Origin of the sequence: Fictibacillus sp. UD, from assembly GCF_043558025.1 — a bacterium.
Taxonomy (GTDB): domain Bacteria; phylum Bacillota; class Bacilli; order Bacillales; family Fictibacillaceae; genus Fictibacillus.
The window spans coordinates 23,991-42,732 of record NZ_JARUHH010000004.1 but is presented as its reverse complement, the minus strand read 5'-3'; the positions used below and the strand labels follow the sequence as shown (position 1 = coordinate 42,732).

The 18,742-nt window shown below is 36.9% G+C and carries 18 protein-coding genes; 3 read left to right on the top strand and 15 right to left on the bottom strand.

Going from position 1 to position 18,742, the window contains the following annotated elements:
- Positions 1-18 precede the first annotated feature (18 nt).
- From galE to P8610_RS08280, 8 genes are all read right to left on the bottom strand, one after another.
- On the bottom strand, positions 19-1,032 hold the full coding sequence (galE, locus tag P8610_RS08315) for a UDP-glucose 4-epimerase GalE (protein WP_394603953.1): 1,014 nt from the start codon (positions 1,030-1,032) through the stop codon (positions 19-21).
- A gap of 66 nt (positions 1,033-1,098) precedes the next feature.
- The gene (locus P8610_RS08310; RefSeq protein ID WP_394603952.1) at positions 1,099-2,058 is read right to left on the bottom strand and encodes a glycosyltransferase family 2 protein; all 960 of its coding nucleotides are present in this window, start codon (positions 2,056-2,058) and stop codon (positions 1,099-1,101) included.
- Entirely contained in the window at positions 2,055-2,447 is a 393-nt protein-coding gene (locus tag P8610_RS08305; protein WP_394603951.1) for a GtrA family protein, read from the bottom strand. The genes P8610_RS08310 and P8610_RS08305 overlap by 4 nt, the downstream gene beginning before the upstream one ends.
- Before the next feature lie 12 nt (positions 2,448-2,459).
- Positions 2,460-3,968, bottom strand: a complete 1,509-nt coding sequence (locus tag P8610_RS08300) for a hypothetical protein (protein ID WP_394603950.1) — start codon at positions 3,966-3,968, stop codon at positions 2,460-2,462.
- 171 nt (positions 3,969-4,139) lie between these two features.
- Positions 4,140-5,021 (bottom strand): LysM peptidoglycan-binding domain-containing protein, encoded by an 882-nt coding sequence (locus P8610_RS08295; RefSeq protein ID WP_394603949.1) that lies wholly within the window; start codon positions 5,019-5,021, stop codon positions 4,140-4,142.
- 248 nt (positions 5,022-5,269) lie between these two features.
- Positions 5,270-7,258 (bottom strand): cell wall-binding repeat-containing protein, encoded by a 1,989-nt coding sequence (locus P8610_RS08290; protein WP_394603948.1) that lies wholly within the window; start codon positions 7,256-7,258, stop codon positions 5,270-5,272.
- Positions 7,259-7,403: 145 nt separating this feature from the next.
- Positions 7,404-9,419, bottom strand: coding sequence for a penicillin-binding transpeptidase domain-containing protein (locus tag P8610_RS08285; protein ID WP_394603947.1), 2,016 nt, complete (start codon positions 9,417-9,419; stop codon positions 7,404-7,406).
- 151 nt (positions 9,420-9,570) lie between these two features.
- On the bottom strand, positions 9,571-10,842 hold the full coding sequence (locus P8610_RS08280) for a peptidoglycan-binding protein (protein ID WP_394603946.1): 1,272 nt from the start codon (positions 10,840-10,842) through the stop codon (positions 9,571-9,573).
- Between the two features lie 287 nt (positions 10,843-11,129).
- Between P8610_RS08280 and P8610_RS08275 the strand changes: the two genes are divergently transcribed.
- Positions 11,130-11,279, top strand: a complete 150-nt coding sequence (locus tag P8610_RS08275; protein ID WP_394604233.1) for an IS3 family transposase — start codon at positions 11,130-11,132, stop codon at positions 11,277-11,279.
- Positions 11,280-11,373: 94 nt separating this feature from the next.
- Here P8610_RS08275 and P8610_RS08270 read toward each other — a convergent pair whose 3' ends face one another.
- Positions 11,374-12,003, bottom strand: coding sequence for a class D sortase (locus tag P8610_RS08270; RefSeq protein WP_394603945.1), 630 nt, complete (start codon positions 12,001-12,003; stop codon positions 11,374-11,376).
- A 1-nt stretch (position 12,004) separates the two neighbouring features.
- On the bottom strand, positions 12,005-13,027 hold the full coding sequence (locus P8610_RS08265) for a processed acidic surface protein (RefSeq protein ID WP_394603944.1): 1,023 nt from the start codon (positions 13,025-13,027) through the stop codon (positions 12,005-12,007).
- 588 nt (positions 13,028-13,615) lie between these two features.
- On the opposite strand from P8610_RS08265, the gene P8610_RS08260 reads away from it, so the two are divergent.
- Complete coding sequence (locus P8610_RS08260; RefSeq protein WP_394603943.1) at positions 13,616-14,353, top strand: C39 family peptidase; 738 nt, start codon at positions 13,616-13,618, stop codon at positions 14,351-14,353.
- A 32-nt stretch (positions 14,354-14,385) separates the two neighbouring features.
- On the opposite strand, the gene P8610_RS08255 is transcribed toward P8610_RS08260, so the two are convergent.
- The 4 genes from P8610_RS08255 to P8610_RS08240 all read right to left on the bottom strand — a co-directional run bounded on the left by P8610_RS08255 (position 14,386) and on the right by P8610_RS08240 (position 17,020).
- On the bottom strand, positions 14,386-14,622 hold the full coding sequence (locus tag P8610_RS08255) for a DUF2584 family protein (protein ID WP_394603942.1): 237 nt from the start codon (positions 14,620-14,622) through the stop codon (positions 14,386-14,388).
- A gap of 48 nt (positions 14,623-14,670) precedes the next feature.
- Positions 14,671-15,162: a VanZ family protein gene (locus P8610_RS08250; RefSeq protein ID WP_394603941.1), complete on the bottom strand. Its 492-nt coding sequence runs from the start codon at positions 15,160-15,162 to the stop codon at positions 14,671-14,673.
- Positions 15,163-15,250: 88 nt separating this feature from the next.
- On the bottom strand, positions 15,251-16,036 hold the full coding sequence (locus P8610_RS08245) for an SGNH/GDSL hydrolase family protein (RefSeq protein WP_394603940.1): 786 nt from the start codon (positions 16,034-16,036) through the stop codon (positions 15,251-15,253).
- 639 nt (positions 16,037-16,675) lie between these two features.
- On the bottom strand, positions 16,676-17,020 hold the full coding sequence (locus P8610_RS08240; protein WP_394603939.1) for a 2Fe-2S iron-sulfur cluster-binding protein: 345 nt from the start codon (positions 17,018-17,020) through the stop codon (positions 16,676-16,678).
- 184 nt (positions 17,021-17,204) lie between these two features.
- On the opposite strand from P8610_RS08240, the gene P8610_RS08235 reads away from it, so the two are divergent.
- Positions 17,205-18,014: an aspartate dehydrogenase gene (locus P8610_RS08235; protein WP_394603938.1), complete on the top strand. Its 810-nt coding sequence runs from the start codon at positions 17,205-17,207 to the stop codon at positions 18,012-18,014.
- Between the two features lie 44 nt (positions 18,015-18,058).
- Here the strand turns inward: P8610_RS08235 and P8610_RS08230 are convergent, their stop codons facing one another.
- A complete protein-coding gene (locus P8610_RS08230; protein WP_394603937.1) occupies positions 18,059-18,733 on the bottom strand; it encodes a GntR family transcriptional regulator in 675 nt (224 codons plus the stop codon).
- Between the last annotated feature and the right edge of the window lie 9 nt (positions 18,734-18,742).

Below are 18,742 nucleotides of genomic sequence, written 5' to 3'. Positions count from 1 at the left end.
CTGTTTTCTTATGAGTAATTAATTTTCGTAGCCGTTTTTATTTTTTTGCTGCCAATTCCATGAGTCACGAAGCATATCTTCAAGACTTCTTTCCGCTTTCCATTCTAACTCCTGCTTTGCTTTTGTAGGATCTGCATAACTTACTGCGATATCTCCAGCGCGACGTTCTGTTATTTCATATGGGATGTTCAGCTCAGTAACTTTTTCAAATGTCTTTATAATATCTAACACGCTATATCCTTCACCAGTTCCCAGATTATAAGCATCTACTAAATTATTTGTTAAGACTTTATCTAAAGCTTTTAAGTGGCCTTTAGCTAAATCCACAACATGGATATAGTCACGAACACCTGTTCCGTCTTTTGTATCATAGTCATTACCGAACACACGCAATTTATCAAGCTTACCAACCGCAACTTGAGTAATGTATGGTGTTAAGTTGTTAGGAATACCGTTTGGATTTTCTCCTATCAGTCCGCTTTCATGAGCTCCTACCGGATTAAAGTATCTAAGTAAAGCAATACTCCACTCATTGTCTGATACATACAAATCCTTGAAAATCTGCTCGAGCATAAGCTTGGACCAGCCATAAGGATTCGTAGCTCCAAGTGGTGTATCTTCATTAAGAGGGACTGAATCAGCTGTTCCATAGACAGTTGCAGAAGAACTAAATACCATCTTCTTCACACCAAATTCTTTCATAACCTTACTTAAAACAAGAGTTCCCGAGATGTTGTTTTGGTAGTAATAAAGCGGCTTTTCTACAGATTCGCCAACAGCTTTTAGACCTGCAAAATGGATAACAGCTTCAATTTGATTTTCAGCAAAGATTTCAGTGAGACTTTTTTTATCCAATAGATTTACTTTATAGAAGGTTATTTCTTTTCCAGTAATCTGTTGAATACGATTAAGTGCCTCAGGATTACTGTTAACAAAGTTATCTAATACAATTACATCATAGCCAGTATTTAATAGCTCAACTACTGTATGGCTTCCAATATAACCAGCACCGCCTGTAACGAGTATTGCCATGTAATGACCCCCAGTTGTTATAAAAATAATTTACATGTTCATTGTATTATGAATTGGAAAATAAATCTAATATATACTTTTCTCTTTTTGTTTCTCTTCTATATTAACAGTTTCTCTTACGATGTATATCGGACGATTCTTGCTTTCATCATAAATCCTTGCAATATATTGACCGACAATGCCCACTCCCAAAAGCTGAATCCCGCTGAAAAATGTGATCGCAACCATGATGGATGCCCATCCGGCTTGAACTTCTTGTCCAAATAACTTTATAACAATCGTGTAGCAAAGAACAAATAAAGAGATGAATACAGATATAAATCCAAGTGTCATGACAAATCGTAATGGTTTTGTTGAAAAAGCAATAATTCCATCTGATGCAAACTTAATCATCTTCTTTAAAGGATATTTCGTTTCACCTGCAAACCGCTCGTCTCTTTCATACTCAATATATGTTTGACGGAATCCTATCCAGGAAAACATTCCTCTGACAAACCGGTTTCGTTCAGTCATCAGTTTAAACACATCTGCCACTTTACGGTCTATAATCCGGAAGTCTCCTGTATCTTTTGGAATTTCTATGTCTGACATATAATTAAGAAAACGATAGAAGTATTTAGCTGTTAACAACTTAAACCAGGTTTCACCGCTTCGTTTTTTCCTTTTCGCATAAACGATCTCATACCCTTGACGCCATTTATCCACTAAAACTGGGATAACTTCAGGAGGATCCTGCAAATCTGCATCTATAATCACGATCGCATCACCATTTGCATAATCAATTCCAGCCGTTACTGCTGTCTGATGGCCGAAGTTCCTTGAGAAATCTATCACTTTAGTCCGATTATCAACCATTGAAATTTCTTTTAAAATATCAATGGTGCGATCTGTACTTCCATCATTCACAAAAATAAACTCATAATTGATCTCATGATCGTTCATAACTGTTTTTAGCCGATTATAACATTCCTGCGCAACTTCTTCTTCAAAGTACATAGGAACAACAACAGAAACTAATTCTCTCACTGTTTTTCCTCCATATTGATTGCTGTATTATTAAAAGTCCAGCTCTTATTTAAAATAAAATTAATAACTAATCCAAACCCTGTAGCCAGTATTTGAGCGTAAATGGAATGCAGTGAGGTACGCTCAACCAACTGGAAAAGAATAAGTGTAGTTATACCCAATGTAATTATATTAACCGCAATAAATTTCATAAAAACTTTTGAGCTTCTCGTTGTTGATTGAAATACCCACGTTTTATTCCAATAAAAGCTATTAATGACACCTAAACTATAAGCAATGATATTTGCGATTAAATAATTCATTCCAAAGTATATGAAGATCATATAACTAACAATGGTTATTAACGTGTTCAAAATGCCTACAGCTTCAAATTTCAGGAACTTTATCATATAATCTATCCCCTAAGCTTCTATTTCCTTTTTCTCACTTATGGTAACATTCCGCATTCTTGACTGTGCCTGTTTAAGTAGTAGAGAGTATCCGACACAACTTATCATAATGAGCAATGGTGTTACACTGACAAGATATCTTGATCTAGCTTCCCACAAAATAAAAAAGAAGAAAAATCCTATAACTGACAAGAGCGAGAATATGAAAAATTCATTTCTCTCTTTTGTTCGAAAAGCAAATAATATAATTCCAGCCAGGATTAAGATATGCTGTAAACGTGCAAAACCTTGAATAAGATGTCCAGAATTAAAATCCATCAGCTTCGCATAGTTTTCTGGATGTTCTGGCTGTCTTTGCAGCTTATTTAAAGAGTAGAAGGTGCCATCGGTCCATGTGTGACTGAGCTTTTCCATGGTATACTGGATGTTCCCTTTCAAGCCTTTTTCCTTTATTCTTTTCTTCAGCTCATTTATGTGAACTTCTTTTACATGATTTTTTGTAGTTGTTTTTAGAAGTTTGTCTGTCAGAATCACATCTTCAGCTGCATATTTTCCAAATCGCTCTTCGTTTTGCCCCATCATTAACCAATGAGTAACTGGAAAACTATATTTTTCAACTTTTTGCTTATCAATGATTCCATTCTCATATATAAATAAGTTAAATAATGAATTTAATAGGAAGAGTGTAAGGAACGGAACTAGAAACAATATCTTTTTCCATTTTTTTAAGTACAAAAATAAGACTATACTGAATGCAATAACAAAAATAATTAACGACCCTTTTAATAGCATGCCTAGTGAAAATATAATGGATGCAGCAATGATAGTTAGAATATGGCTCTTAAAAGTTCCATCTTTTCTTATCAATAAATTTAAAGGAATCAATAAAAAGAGCAGGGAAATTGTATCCGTATAAACGATAGGTGCATAAAAGATATATGGAAAATAGAATACACTCACTAATAAACTAATTAAACCTACAGAATGTCCTGCTACCTTATAAGTAATTCTAAAAATTAAATAATGGCTTAATGTAATTACAAATACATTAAAGTATTGAAAGATTTCTAAATCTGGTGTAAAAATACTTCCAATAACCGCTAAAAGACAAACGAGAAAAATATTATTTGGATATTTAGTAAAATAATCACTCAGCTCTCCGCCTTCAAGGACAATTCCCGCATTTTTAACCACTTCTCCAAAATCCCAAGAAGGATTTACACTTAATAATTCCACTATCATTAGCTGCAGATAAACACTGGCAGCCAATAAGGCAGGTACAGCATATTTAATAGGTATTCTCTTTAGGAAGTTTAAAATTGGATTGCCAAACTTATAAATTAAACCTAAAAGCAGTATGGCTACGATTAGGGTTATAACATTAAAATATGGCGGTGTCAGCTGGCTTGCCGAATGATAACCTCTGCTAAAAAAAATATTTAATCCTACTATTATTGCTGTAACGAGGATAAAAATTAAAAAGATACTTCTATGCAAAAAAGCAAATAATGCATTATTCACTCAAATTCCTCCAAAAGTATTAACTTTTAACAATAAAACAAGTGTAATTCAAGAATCTATTGTATCACTATTTTTTATTTTGAGTTGTAAAAAAATCTCTATTTGAACATAAAGCCTGAAACTTCTTAAAAAAAATAAAAAACAACCCCCGAGAGGGCTGTTTTTAGGAATTTATTTTGTTATTACAAGTTTTTGTCCAGGATAAATTGTAGAAGACTTTAAGTTATTGCTTTCCATCAGCTGCTTTACTGAAATACTCTGGCTCTTACTGATTCCATAAAGAGTATTTCCAGGTTTTACTGTATAAACAGCTGCAGTAGATGAGGCAACTTTAGGTGCTGCAGGTGTGGCCTTTTTAGCTGCAACAGGAGCTTGTGCTTGTCCGCTAACTTTTAAAGTCTGACCTACTTTAATTGAAGTAGATTTTAATAAGTTAAGCTTTTGAAGGTTAGCTACTGTCGTATTATATTTTCTGCTGATTCCCCAAAGTGTGTCTCCTCTTTGTACTTTATGTACAGTTCCAGAAGTCACTGCAGTTCCAGAAGCGTTATATACAACAGTTGGTTTTGGTGCTGCTGCCACTACTTTTGCCGCTGTAGCTTTGTCATTAATAACACGTCTTGCTGTTACATAACGTGCACCCCAGTAATAACGGGAGAAAGCATCTGTGAACATAACACCCTTTGATTGTGCATTTAACATCTGGCCATTTCCTGCATAGATCCCAACATGATTGATGGAACCGTTAAAATCTGTATCGTAAAAAACGAGATCACCTTTTTGTAAATTTGCTTTTGATACTGCTGTTCCTACTGAAGCTTGTCCGCTGCTTGTTCTTGGCAGCGTGATTCCATGTCTGGAGAAAACGTATGATGTAAATGAAGAGCAATCAAATGTACTTGTGTTTCCGAATGCGGATCCATATCTATAAGGTGTTCCTAAATAGTTATCACCAGTATTGATAATATCATCACCTAGTGAAGCATGAACTAATTCTCCAGAAGAAAATAATACTCCTGCTGCTATAGCTAATGACATAACTTTCTTTTTCATGATAGTACCTCCAATTGATTTTTTAAAGCTAACCAATTGGGTTCAAGTTGTTTTAGTAGATTAGTTTGATTTATATAGAAAAAAATCGGATATGTATTGTATTATTCTACCTTTTGCTTGTCCCCATCGCCCTAAGACAATGGTAGCATATTTATCCATGGTATATTATTACATGTTTATTACATATCCGACTCTTTTTACGTAATCTTTGTAACATAATGCTAAATAATGTCGTCTTTTGTTAATATTTATTGGTTTTCAAGTGTGGTGTGAATGCTATCTGCGACAGATCCTGTCCCGCCTAAAATCGTAAAATCATAAATCTTCTTTTCTTTTACGATTGTCGAGACACTCGCTGGCAATCTATCTTTTCCTGTTAGTAATAAAGGAGCATTATTCTTTGCTGCAAGTACTGAGCCTGTCAAAGCATCTGCAAATGTTAAGCCAGTTGCTAGGTATGCTCGCTCTGTCGGAAGATTAAGCTCTCTTATAATATTTGTCGAAACTTCGAATCGATCTTTCCCGCCAATTCTTTTTGGATTAGGTAATTTGTTATAGACATCTGTACCTACGCTTGCAGGTCCACCCACAACGATTGTGTTTTGAATGCCATTTAGTGCTGCTTTTGTTTCATCGGGCAATCTAGTAGGAACTGTTAGCAGTATGGGATACTTTTGTCTTGCCGCATATGGAGCAATGGCAAGCGCATCCGGAAAATTCAGCCCGTTAGCGACAATAGCCGTAGTCGCTTCGTTTAGCTCTTTTGCAATGTTGGACGAAACCTCAAAACGGTCTTTCCCAGCTATTCTTCTCACGTCTTTTATTAATCCGTCGACTTCGCTATATACCGCATTTGATACACTGCCTGTCCCGCCGACAATAATCACTTCTTCGGGGTTCAATTTCATAATTTCTGCTTTAGTTTCAGCTGTTAATCGATCTGATTGCGTTAATAAAATAGGAGCATTATGTTTATATGCCAGTGGAGATGCGGCTAGAGCATCTGCAAATGCATTGTAGTTTGCCAGTATCACTTTATTACTCCCAGGATCGGAAGCGAATCCTTGTTCAGCTACATTAACTGCAACTACAAATCTATTTTTACCAGCTAGTCTTTGAACCTTACCTTTATTGGAAGGAGCTTGTATTAACCCATATCCAAAGATGGAATCTTTTCCGCCTGCACCTACATCAAGGGTAAGGTGCTGCAGTTTAGCGCGAATCGCAGAATTTGATAACCCTGGGTAGCGTTCTTTTAAAAGTGCGAGATTTCCAGAGACAAAGGAAGACGCAACAGAAGTTCCGCTTAATCTTGCATAGCCATCCTTTGGATTAGAGTAAGTGCTGTAGACATTTGCACCAGGCGCAGTAACCTCGATCGCTGAACCTGTCGCTGAGTTAGACAAACGTTTATTACTAGAATCTATAGCGGATGCTGCAATAACTGTATTGTATCGGGCAGGGAATTCAACAGTATCTCCGCTTCCAGTCGATTTACCATGATTACCAGCAGCTCCAACAATTAATATCCCGCTATTGTATGCTTTTTCTAATACTTGTCTTAAAGCTGGAGAATCTACTTGTTCTTCAAGTGAAAGACTAAGGTTGATGATATTCATCTTATTAGTAATAGACCATTCTATTCCTTTAATAAGAGTATCAATTTCCCCTTTTCCTTCTTTATCAAGTACTTTTACAGCATAAAGAAGCGCATCCGGAGCAACCCCGACAGAACCGTATCCGTTATTTTTCGCTCCAATAATTCCAGCCATATGAGTACCGTGGCCATTATCATCATAATAAGACTTAGTATAAGATTTGAAAGAGACTCCGCCAGAAATGGATAAGTCATTATGTGGTGAAATCCCTGTATCTAAAATGGCAATTTTGATCCCTTTTCCCGTAAAACTTGAGCTCCACGCTCTTTGAGCAACGATCTTACTGATGCCCCAATCGGTTACTTGACCTTCTGCTTGAACTTTTTTATTAACCTGTATAAATTTAATAGCAGGATTGCTCTCTAATGTATTAAGTTTATGTGCAGGGACGCTCGCCGTAACCATAGGTAGGTATTTAAACGTATGTTTAACTTTCCCTCCGTTTTCAGCTATAATCTCTTCATTAACTTTTTCGTTAAAAACAATAATTACTTCTTCTTTCGCTGAATCAGCCTGCACAAAACTAATCTGTGAAAAGAAAAAAGTAATAACGAGTAAATATAATGCTATCTTTTTCATTAATTTGCTCCTTAAATGGATTATCTTAAACAATTAAACTAGGAATACCTAAAAAGCTTTTAACATAAACCACCCTTCCGTTTACATTTATTACAATAATATTAGTATAAAATAAAACCTCCCATAATAGGAGGTTTTAGGAAGATTATTTAAGAGTTTCTACAAAAACATTTTTCACTTTCGGCGTTACATAATGGCTACCGTTTCGGTCTTCTACATCCTCAATCATCATGGAAATTAAGAGTGATGGATTTTGTGTATTATAGCCTACAAACCAGCCAAGCTCTTTACCTTTATCTTCTCCCGCAGCTTTAAGCTCAGCCGTTCCGGTTTTACCTGCAAGCGGCAGATCCTTCATATAGGCATCTTTATGGGCTGTTCCATTTCGATTTGCCACAACCTGGACTAGATCAGCACTTACCAATTTCGCTGTCTCAGGTGAAATCACGTTTTCTTTCCAAACAGCGGCCTCTTTCGCCTGATCTAGTCTTGGCACCAACAAGTTCCCTTCATTTAGGAAAGGTGTATAGGATAGTGCCACATGCAGCGCACTCATTTGAACCTTTCCTTGTCCGAATCCGCTGTCAGCGAGCTGCCCCTGGCTCATCCCGTCTCCATTTCCTATAGAAGAGTTAGTGAATGGGAAAGATACAGGAAGCTCTTCTCCAAATCCGAATTTCTTTAACCCTTCTGTAAATTTATCTTCCCCAAGCTTGAGAGCTGCTTGAGCAAAGTAAATGTTATCTGAATAGATGAGCGCTTTTTCAAGGTTCACGCTTGGCACATCCGTTACACGTGTCACCTTGTAATCGCCCCATGCTTTATCCTTCTGCCATGTCTTCCCTTTAACCTTCATTTCCTCAGCTGGGTTTAGTGTCCCGTTTTCAAGTCCGATTGCCGCGGTGAGAGGTTTAAGCGTTGAACCTGGTGCGTACACATATTTGAAACGGTTCAGCTTCGGATTGATCGGATCGTTCTTCCATTTTTGATAGAGTTCCTTTGATAAACCTAATGTATATTGATTCGGGTCATAGGACGGACTATTCACTAACGCAAGAACGTCACCCGTTTTTGGATGGATGGCAGATGACGTACCAACATCTCCTTTTAACTGATTATAGATGGAGAGCTGCACCTTGCTGCTGATGGTCGTTTTCACATCCTTCCCGTTCTGAACCTCTTTTTGTGCAAGTATCGACTTTTCCTGTTTTTCACTGTCCAGGATCTTGATGGTTCCGCCGCTGGTCCCTCTCAGCTGCTCCTCGTAAACCTGCTCAAGACCCGCCTCACCTATCCAATCTTGAGCTGAGTAACCTTTTCCTTTTAGCTTCTCAAGTTTTTCAGCGCTTATTGGCGCAATGTAGCCCGTCAAGTGTGCGGCTGCTTCTTTTAAAGGATAAAGACGAGTTTCTTTCTTTTGAAAATCAACCCCTTCAAGTGCGATGGCAGCTTTTACTTTAGGGTCTTCGAGTTCAAGCTTCTTAATCGGCACACCATGATGAGGCTGCACCCATGGCTGATCCAGTTTTGCCTGAATTTCTTCTGTTGTCATTCCCAATAGTTTAGACAATGGGTCCAGCGTTTTGACTTTTTCTGCAGGCAGCTTTTCTGGAACAATAATTATTTCCGCTGCTGTTCCGTTAAATGCCAGCGGATTCCCTTCACTGTCCAGAATTTGACCTCTTTTCGGTGTGATTGATGAAGCGGAAATCCGGTCTCCCTTTTCCATGTCAGGGAAGATGTGTGACGTATTCCATTCCATCGCCCACGCTTCAGAATCATTTTTCTTCTGAAGCTGCATATTCATATCGTGTGTATATTCGATTGGTCCCGCGAGAGTTTCCATCTTAACGGTATATGGCAGACTTACTTTCTCACTTTCTTCTTCCTCTTTATCTTCCTTTTGCTTCTGCATTTTGATTTCTAGTTTGCTAGCTTCTATTCCACTATAAATATCTGTATAGCGCTTCACGAAATCCTTTTCTGAAATTTTCTTTTTGGATTCTTCATCAAGCATCTTATACATGCTCTTATATTCTTTTTTCTGCCAATGACTTAAGTACTTTTTTAACGTATCCTCAGGCTTAGGCGGCTCTGAGCACGCACTCAATACTCCCATACATAAGACGGCCAACATTAACATTGTATATATCTTTTTCAAAACATTTCTCCTTTTCATCACAAATTTACGTCACATTTAAACACTTGTTTATTATAACAAAATAATTGGCAACATATGACTGATATACTCATGATAGATTCCTGATAATGTAAAAACCTTCTGAATAGGCTCAGAAGGTTTCCTTTATAGTTTAATAGTTTACCCGTTTTGAGCCAAGGTAAATATTTTGCCAATAAGGCAGACTGAGATTGCTTACTGTTACACCTGTACTCGATCCACTATGTACAAACTGATTGTTGCCAATATAAATCCCTAGATGTGAAGGTCCCGTTGTATACGTTTCAAAAAATACAAGATCTCCTACTGCTGGTTCTTTTACAGCTGTAGTCGAGTTCCACATTTGAGCAGTAGTTCTCGGGAGCTGAACGCCTTCTTTTGCATAAATATACTGGATGAAGCCACTGCAATCAAATCCGTTAGTAGTCGTTCCTCCCCATTGATAAGGTACTCCCATTAACTCTGAGGCATTAGCAATTACACTTATGGTGATCTGATCACGAGACTTAACAGGTTTTTGCACTTGATTTTTTTCAACTTCAGACATCTTATTTAATACTGAAGTTGTCACAATACCTGTTACAGGAAGACCGTTTGCTTTTTGAAACTTCTCAACACTTTCTTCGGTTACAGTTCCAAAGTAATCCGTAATCATCGGATATGTAAAATAGCCTAGATTTTTCAGTCGTGTTTGGAGCTGAATCACTTCTGGTCCTTTACTACCGAACTTCAACTGAACAGCATCTGTTTGCGGAGGTGATGGTGTTGACGGATTTGGTTTAGGCTGAGAAGGTGCTGGTGATGGCGATGGTGTCGAAGGATTTCTTTTAGCTGCGACTTGCTTTTGAATTCTGTCTATTGTTGTTGCATCCGCTACCCCTGTTGCTTTTAGCTTTTGACTGATTTGAAACTTCCGCACCGCTTCAGCTGTGATCGTTCCGTAAAAATCCGTTGTTTTATAGAACGTGAAAAACCCGAGGAACTTCAAATCTTCCTGCAGCTTCTGTACTTCCTTACCTGTCGAATTTAGCTTTAATACGGCTGTCGGTGCAGCTGGTTTTTTTGCACCTTCTGAAGCAGCTGGTTTTTCGTCTTGCAATGATTTTTGAAGCAGTTTGCTGTATGTTTGTTTCCCGACAATTCCATCAACTATTAGACCGTTTGCTTTTTGAAAGTCCATGACGGCTTTTTGTGTTACAGGACCAAAATACGTAGTTGTTTCCTGGTCCTTGAAATATCCTTTATTCTTTAGAAGATTTTGCAGCTCTTTTACATCCTGATGCGTAATTCCTTGCTTTAATGTTTGATCTCCAAGGGCAGCTTCACCTATCAAAGGCGCAGCTAAAAAGGCCCCAGCAAAAGTCGAAGTCATGACCAAGTGTTTTACCAACTGTTTATTTTCCATTTCTTCCTCCTTTTACTAATCTTAATACTTCATTTCTTTATATATCGACAATATCCTCCTAAAATATAGAATAAATATGCAGTTTTATGTAGGCGTTAGGCATAAAGCTTTTCAGGTGGGCTGATAGGAGTTGCAGATATATAGTCCGTGATTCAAAAAGAAGATACATTGAATCGCTCTCTCCCCAAAATGTGGCGGAAATGTATGTGCTAAATTGTGAGCTATGTTTACATTAATACTATACACTTCCACGTGTGGTAGATGTATAGATACTGGCAGATGTATAGATACTGGCCCAATGGGATCCTTCTGAGGAACCCCACAAGTACGAAAAGTATTATTTACATAAGTATGAGAAATTTGAAGATTTGTCTCTAGCGATGCATGAGTATATTCACTTCTATAATTATGAAAGGCCTCAGCTCTATCGAATATAGAGCTGAAGCCGGTTAAAGTTTTACTTTACGAGTACAGTTCATAAAATTTGTTTAATTTTTTAGTTACAGTTCCTTCTGCTGAGCCATCCCTTTTTTAATAGGAAATTTTTGAGTTTACAAGAAACGCCACAAGAACGTATCTTTCTGGTGCTGCCCCTACAAAATTAAAAGGGTAGCATGTGCTCACCGTTAAGGTTGCCCGCGGCTTAGGAACAATTACCGTACGGTCATCCTTATCAACGATTCTGACTTGTTTTACTTTATACGTGAATTCTCCAGCATCAGTAGTTACTACTAAAAGATCACCTTTTTTCACTTCACCCAGTTTGCGAAAAACTGTGTCACGATGCCCGGAAAGTACAGAATTATCTTTCTCTCCTGGCAAGACACTATCAGCAAAATGACCTACACCTTTTTCAAGTTCATCTTCATTTGTTCCATGGAAAATCGGCAGTTCTGCTTTTAACTTCGGGATGTACAAATCCCCAATGTTTTCCCCCTCTTTAGGACGATTTTCATATAGTTCTGTTTTAGCAGATACTTCCTTAGTAGCTAATGATTTAGTTTCTGGTTTAGCAAAAGTCTGCTCTCTTTCTTCTTGCCTCATCTTAAAAAGTAAGTAACCCTTACCAAACTTGTATGCATTTGTTGATGAGAACCATAGACCAAAAACAACAATTAAAATAGCAATAGTTGAAAATATGAATCTTTTTTTCTTCTTCATATTATTGTTGTCTTAGACGTCTAAACATAAAACTACCAGCTAATGCAATCCCTAAACCTAGCATGATGTTTGTTCCATAATCAGACGCTGTCTTTGGAAGCTTCGCACCCTTAACTGTTTTATGTTTTTGTTTTGGTGAACTCTTAATCTTTTCAATCTTATCTACTACTTTAGGTACTTCTTTAATATCTTTACCTGTTTCTTGGATAATCTCAGCACCAATCATTTCAGCAGTAAATAACATATCTAAAATAAAGTTACCATTTAGATCGGATAATTTAATCATGAGTTTGTAACCTGTTTTCATTTCTTTTAAAAATAGTAATTCTTTTAATGTGAGTGGGTGCGTATCCGTACCATTCGTTAAAAAGAATTCAGTTTTAAGCTCAAAAATTTCAAGCATTTCTTGTGCAATTGATAAGAACTCTGCAATTTGTGCATCTGTTAGTTCGTCAACACTTTCAAAATCTTCAAAAGCCATCATACGATCTGCAAGCTCCATCAGACGTTCTTCCATTGCCGGGTCAGTAAGTTTGTCTTCTAGTGCTACTAAATGTTCCATTAGTGAGTTAAGTTCGTCTTCTGTCAGACCAAATTCTGCGAATAAATCACCGAATTCAGGCATCTCCTCAGCACCTAAGAAAAAGCTTACGTCAAAATATAAATCATCTACAAATATGTAGTTATCAATACTTTCTCCGTTTTCTTCAAGTAAAGTAAATAAAGATTCTTGGTCTAATTCAAAATCTTCGTATATTGTTTCAAGATTACTATAGTCTGCTTTAATGACAGGACCAAGTGAATCTCTTAATTCTGTAACATCTTCAAAAAAAGAAAGATCTTCTTCATAATATTCCATCACATAATCTTCAAGATCTTCTTTTGCAAACTCAATTCCTCGCTCCATACTAATTTCTTCTAAATACTCAGTTAGCTCTTGCTCATCTAATGCTGCGAACGAAACGGTTGGAAACAACGTAAACAATAGTGCAAAAACCGACATCAAAGCAAAGTATTTTCTCAACCAAAACCCACCCTTTTTATTTATTTGACAATAACACAATCATAAGTTAAAAAATTCCATTTGTATATATACACATTCCATTAAATTAGGATATTTTTTGCATAATTTGATAATAAAAATACCTTTTATTAGAACTAAAAGGTGCCGTTTCAACCCTTATTTTGGGGTTGATATTTACTTGTCCGCTTTGCTTTTGCTTTATACCGTCCCAAGTTTGAACATGCGTTTCTCGTTTTAGCGATGTTGCTCATTACCTTTGAATCTTTATTTGTTGAATGAATCCTTTATTTTATAAAAAGATTCAGAAGGAATATAACCTTTTTATATTTTATATTTAAATTGCTCGAGCAAAATAGAAGTTATAATAAAACACTTTAAAACCTTGTTATTCCCATTTCTTTCTCATTTACTAAATTCCATGATTCTGATTCTCACTTTTTCTTCTTTTCGATTATTCCCTTTTAAATTACATAATAATTTTTAAAAAATTTTAGACAATTATTCTATGTAATGAAATAAGTTCAAATTTATGCTAAGCATCTAATATTTTGGTAATATATGTAGTAACTTGAAGACAAGGAGTATAAAGTGAAAAAACTTTTAATCGTTTTGTTTGCAGCGTTTATCCTTGGAGGTTTCTTAGGCTATCAACAAAATAAAAAACAAAAAGAAAATAGTCAACTTGCTCTGTTAAGTGCAGCAGCAGGTGTTACCAAAGAAAATGGCGTTACCTTACTTGATAATGTTCCTTTAATTCAACAAAAGCCTGAGTTAGATCGCGGATGTGAAGTTACTTCATTGGCTATGGTCCTTCAGCACGCTGGTGTAGATGTGGACAAAATGGAGCTTGCTAAGAAGATTAAGAAAGTGGATACACCTTACAAAAACGAGAATGGAACCTATTATTACGGCAATCCGAACGATGGATTTGTCGGGGACATCTATACGTTTGATAACATGGGGTATGGTGTTTATCACGGTCCTGTAGCTGAACTTGCTGAGGAATACTTGCCAGAACGTATAGAAGATTTGAGCGGTGGAACTTTTGAAGAGTTGTTGGATGAAGTGGAAAAAGGAAAACCCGTTTGGATTATCATCAATGCTGATTTCAGGAAGCTTCCTGCAAGTGAATTTCGAACATGGAATACTCCGTCAGGACAAGTTGAGATTACGTGGAAGGAACACTCTGTCGTGATTACGGGATTTGATAAAAAACACGTTTATGTAAATGATCCGTTGAATAAGGAGAAAAACAGGAAGTTGCCGCGAGAGGATTTTGTGAAAGCTTGGGAGCAGATGGGATCGCAGGCGATAACTTATAAATAAAAGAAGGAACTCACACTCGAGTTCCTTCCTTCTTAATTCACACCATGCAGATCGATAAGTTCATAAACTAGTCGAGTGGAGTCTTCTTTCCACGTCACTTCTTTAATAACAGCTTTCCCAACAGGAGAGCTGTTTTCTTTTTTTTGCACCGGTACAGGATGATCCAAAATAAACAGCTTATAACCGTCTAATGAAATTTCAAACACATTACCTTCTAAACGCTTTTCTTTCCCAACCGTCACTAGGCTGGATTGCATTGTTATCGGCATTTGCATGTTTTCACCTGCATTCTTTTTTTCTTTTATTGTAGCACTAATCTAAATTCTTTTTGTACGAATTTTTCTGTAGATGAAGCGTGCTAGCGTGATTCCAATCAGCCCACCAGCAGCATCGATCATTACATCCTCTACATGCGGCGTTCGGTTCGGGGTAAAGCTTTGGTGCACCTCGTCAGAGATGGCATACAGAATGGTTAGGACCCAGGATGAAATAAACGTTAAACGGTTGTTTAAAAAATAATAGCTTAACGCCCGATAAATCAGGAATCCTAATACGAAATACGTAAAAAAGTGTGCCGCTTTTCGTATGAAAAACTCCAGAAAATGAGCTGCGCCTAACGCTTGTATACTGATTTCGTCACCCGCGTAATGAAACGTGAAAGATGAAAATAGATTTTCTATGATACTCAAGTCTAGATTCGCAGAGAGCGTAGGACGAAGATCTTGTTTTTCATATGGTTGAGAGCTGGCATAAAAGATAATACCCATCCAAAGGAGGACCGGAAGCCAGTACAGTAAGATTTTTTTCATATAGACCACCTGTTTAATATAGTACGTTTAGTAACTATACCATATCCTAGCAATCAAAAAAGACCCCAGATACCCGAAGTCTTAACTGCTATTTAAACAGAGAAATCATATAATCTGCCCATACCTTGTGGCCTTTTTCGTTAGGCATTAAGGTATTGCTGTCGTAATAGTCTTTGATTTCCTCTGAATCTACGCTTGGCCAGCTAGTCCAATGGTTTAGATAGGAAACGTTTTGGTCCTTAGCGTACTGTTCTAACTCAGCTATTTGCTTCGCATATTTTTCAGGTGAATAAATCGGGTTTGAAGGTTGAAGTAAAATAATCGACTCTGGGTTCGTCGTTCTAATATCTGCAATCATATTACCGAGAACATATAAAGTATCCTTCATACTGATACCTTCATTATCATTTAATAAAGGCGGTTCAATCAAAACGACATCAGCTTTTATTGCGGTAATATCATCATAGATTTTATTTTTGATGAGCTCAGTACTTGTATATTTTGCAAAACTACTCGTTTGAATCGAGATATCTTCTTTATATAAATTCTTCATTTCGCTTGTAAAAAACTTTGCCCATGTTCCCTCATCTTGAGAAGTATTTGTTGAACCGATCAAATGAAAAGCAAAAACTTCACCAGCGGCTTTCTTTTGATTATATCTTTCTGAGATGTCTTTGGGAGCATTCTTAAAATGAACCACTTCTTTCACGGATTCATTTGTTTTTTCCTCTGTCTCGATCGGTTTATCTGCTAATTCACGCTTTGCTGCGTACACAGTTTTTTCTAATTTATTGTTGTAATAGATCTGACCGCCAGCCACACTCGCTATAGATGCAAAAATGACGAGTATAGTAAAAAATCGACGTTTCTTCATTCGTCCCAGCCCCTTAAATAGTCTACCTTAATCATATAGGGGAAATTTTTCTAATACAAGAAAATTGTTGAAACATGTAGAATCAGGTTGGAAAAGATTGTGGAGTTAAAAGGAATACAGTTGCCACTGACAGATTTCCCGCAACACTTCTAATTGAGAATGAATACAGAAAAATCTGAATAATTAACCAGTTGGTATACCAAAACATTTTTTTGAATCTTTTAAAGTAAATTTATAGACTACAATCAGGTTTTGGTATACAATATACATAAGTGATAGTGATTATCATTTGAGTAAAACCATAACGTACAGGGGGAAATGATATGTTCAATTACTTATATGGATCAAAAAAGGTTCAAAAACTTATTGACCGTAAAATGAACATTTTAATGTCCATTATCAAATACTAACAAAACAAAGCATAATAAAACCCGTCTCCTATGAGGCGGGTTTTCTGTGTATTTTTTTAAACTCGTAACCTATGGATTGGTGAGAATAATAGACGTTTACAGATGCATCTTTATCGCAAAAACAGCACGGCGCTTTTTGTGAAACTTCTTTAATATGAGGAAAAACTAAGATCTGAAGAGCTTTTCTGACATGATTTTTACAAACCAGCATAAAGCATGTCCTCCCTTTTTAAGGTGCAGTTACAGGTGTTCGTACAGGAACTACTTTTCTTCTTTGTACCATTTTAGTAATCTCCTTGTCCCAGCTCAGTTCAACATCACCGTTCACGAATGTTTGGCAACCAAGACGGTAGCCTTGAGCGAGCAGCTCTTCACCTACTTTTTTTTTCTCAACTGGTTTGATTTTATCTGTATGTTCAATGCCTTTTTCGATCTTACACACACACGTCCCGCAATTCCCTCCACCGCAACGATTTGGAAGTTCGCCATCATATCGCAGTGACATTCTTAAAATATTGGAGTTTTCAGGTACCTCAAATTTCTTATCACTTGTTAAGTAATGAATAGTGGGCATATGGTTGACCTCCTATATTATGTTCTTGGTATACAATATACCATATTAAAAAGATTCTGACAATATTAAATTTTCTTATTATTTATTGATATTCCGTTGACTAACGCTGTTTAAACTATATAATTTTAGGTATACAATATACAATTTTGCTTGTTGAAAAGTCATTTTTACAGGAGGTGCGGCAATGCTTAGGGTAGGTCTAATAGGATATGGAGCGATTGGAAAGGATCTTGCTACTTATTTTGACGGCAGCAAACATGAACTGGACGCAGAAATTGCTGGAATTCTTGTGCGCTCACCTGAAAAGGTTCAAGAACCGCCATATGAAAGATGCGTTATTACAAATAAGGAAGATGTATTTTTTGGATTAAATTTAGATGTAGTCATTGAAGCGGCAGGTCATCATTCGGTAGAACTATATGGTGAAAAAGCTTTGCTAAATGGGTGTCATCTTATCATCGTTTCGGTTGGTGCACTAACAGATGATAATCTTTTTAGCTCATTAAAAAAAGCCGCTATGTCTTCTCATAAACAATTAATTATTCCTTCAGCTGCCATTGCAGGGCTAGATCGTATTCACGCTGCAGCCAACCATACGCTACATGAAGTTCGATTAGTCAGCAGGAAACCTCCGAGGGCGTGGTATGGAACATTTGTAGAAGAAAAGGTAGATTTGGCGACCATTTCAGAACCCGTTTGTGTATTCAGTGGCAATGCAAGAGAATCGGCAAAGCTATTTCCAGAAAGTGTGAATGTGTCCGCAGCTTTAAGTCTTGCAGGGATTGGTTTTGAAGAAACGAAAGTTCAGGTGTATGTGGATCCTTCAATTGAAAGGAATTCCCATGAGATCACCGCTAAAGGACATTTTGGAGAGGTTTCTGTTAAAGTACAAAATACACCTCTGGCTGATAACCCTAAATCCAGCTATATCGTATCAATGAGTATTGTTAAAGCGTTAAAAAGTTTGCAGTCTCCTGTAGTCATTGGAGTCTAAGTTGCTACAAAAAAAGAGTGAAGAGAACAGGTAAGGCTGTCTCTTCACTCTTTTTCTTTTAGTCGATTTAAAAAAGCAATGTACGCTTTTTTTGAATTCTCAATGTGGATTTTTGTTAAATATTCGCCCATCTCTACTTCTTTGTTACGAACAGCTTTCATGATTTCTAAGTGTTCTCTCATCGATTCTTCTTTTCTGCCAGGCGTCTCATAACTAGAGTTAGCAAAGATTCGAATATAGTCGGTCAATCCGGATAGAATTTCGTGAAGCTTCGGACTTTTTGCAGCTGTGTGTATGATCTTGTTTGTCTCCATATGCAGCTGTGATATTTCTTCTTCCGTTTTCCCTTCCAAATCTTGAAGCTTTTCAATCATCTTGTCAAACTCCGCTTGTGTCTCTTCACTCATTTTTTGTGCAGCGAGCTTTGATGCAAGCACTTCAAGTGATGATAGAATAGTGAAGACTTCAATCACTTCTTCTTCTGAGATGCGTTCCACGACCACTCCTTTACGCGGAACGGTCTTTACAAATCCTTGTGATTCTAATCGGAATAAAGCTTCTCGAATCGGAGTACGACTTATGCTGAGTTTCTCTGCAAGCTCTCTTTCAACGAGTCGGTCTCCCGCTTTATACTCTCCGTCTAAAATCATATCTTTTAAATATCGGTATGCACGTTCTCGGATGGACAATAAGTCTTCTTGCGCCCACTTATTTTGCATTATAAAACT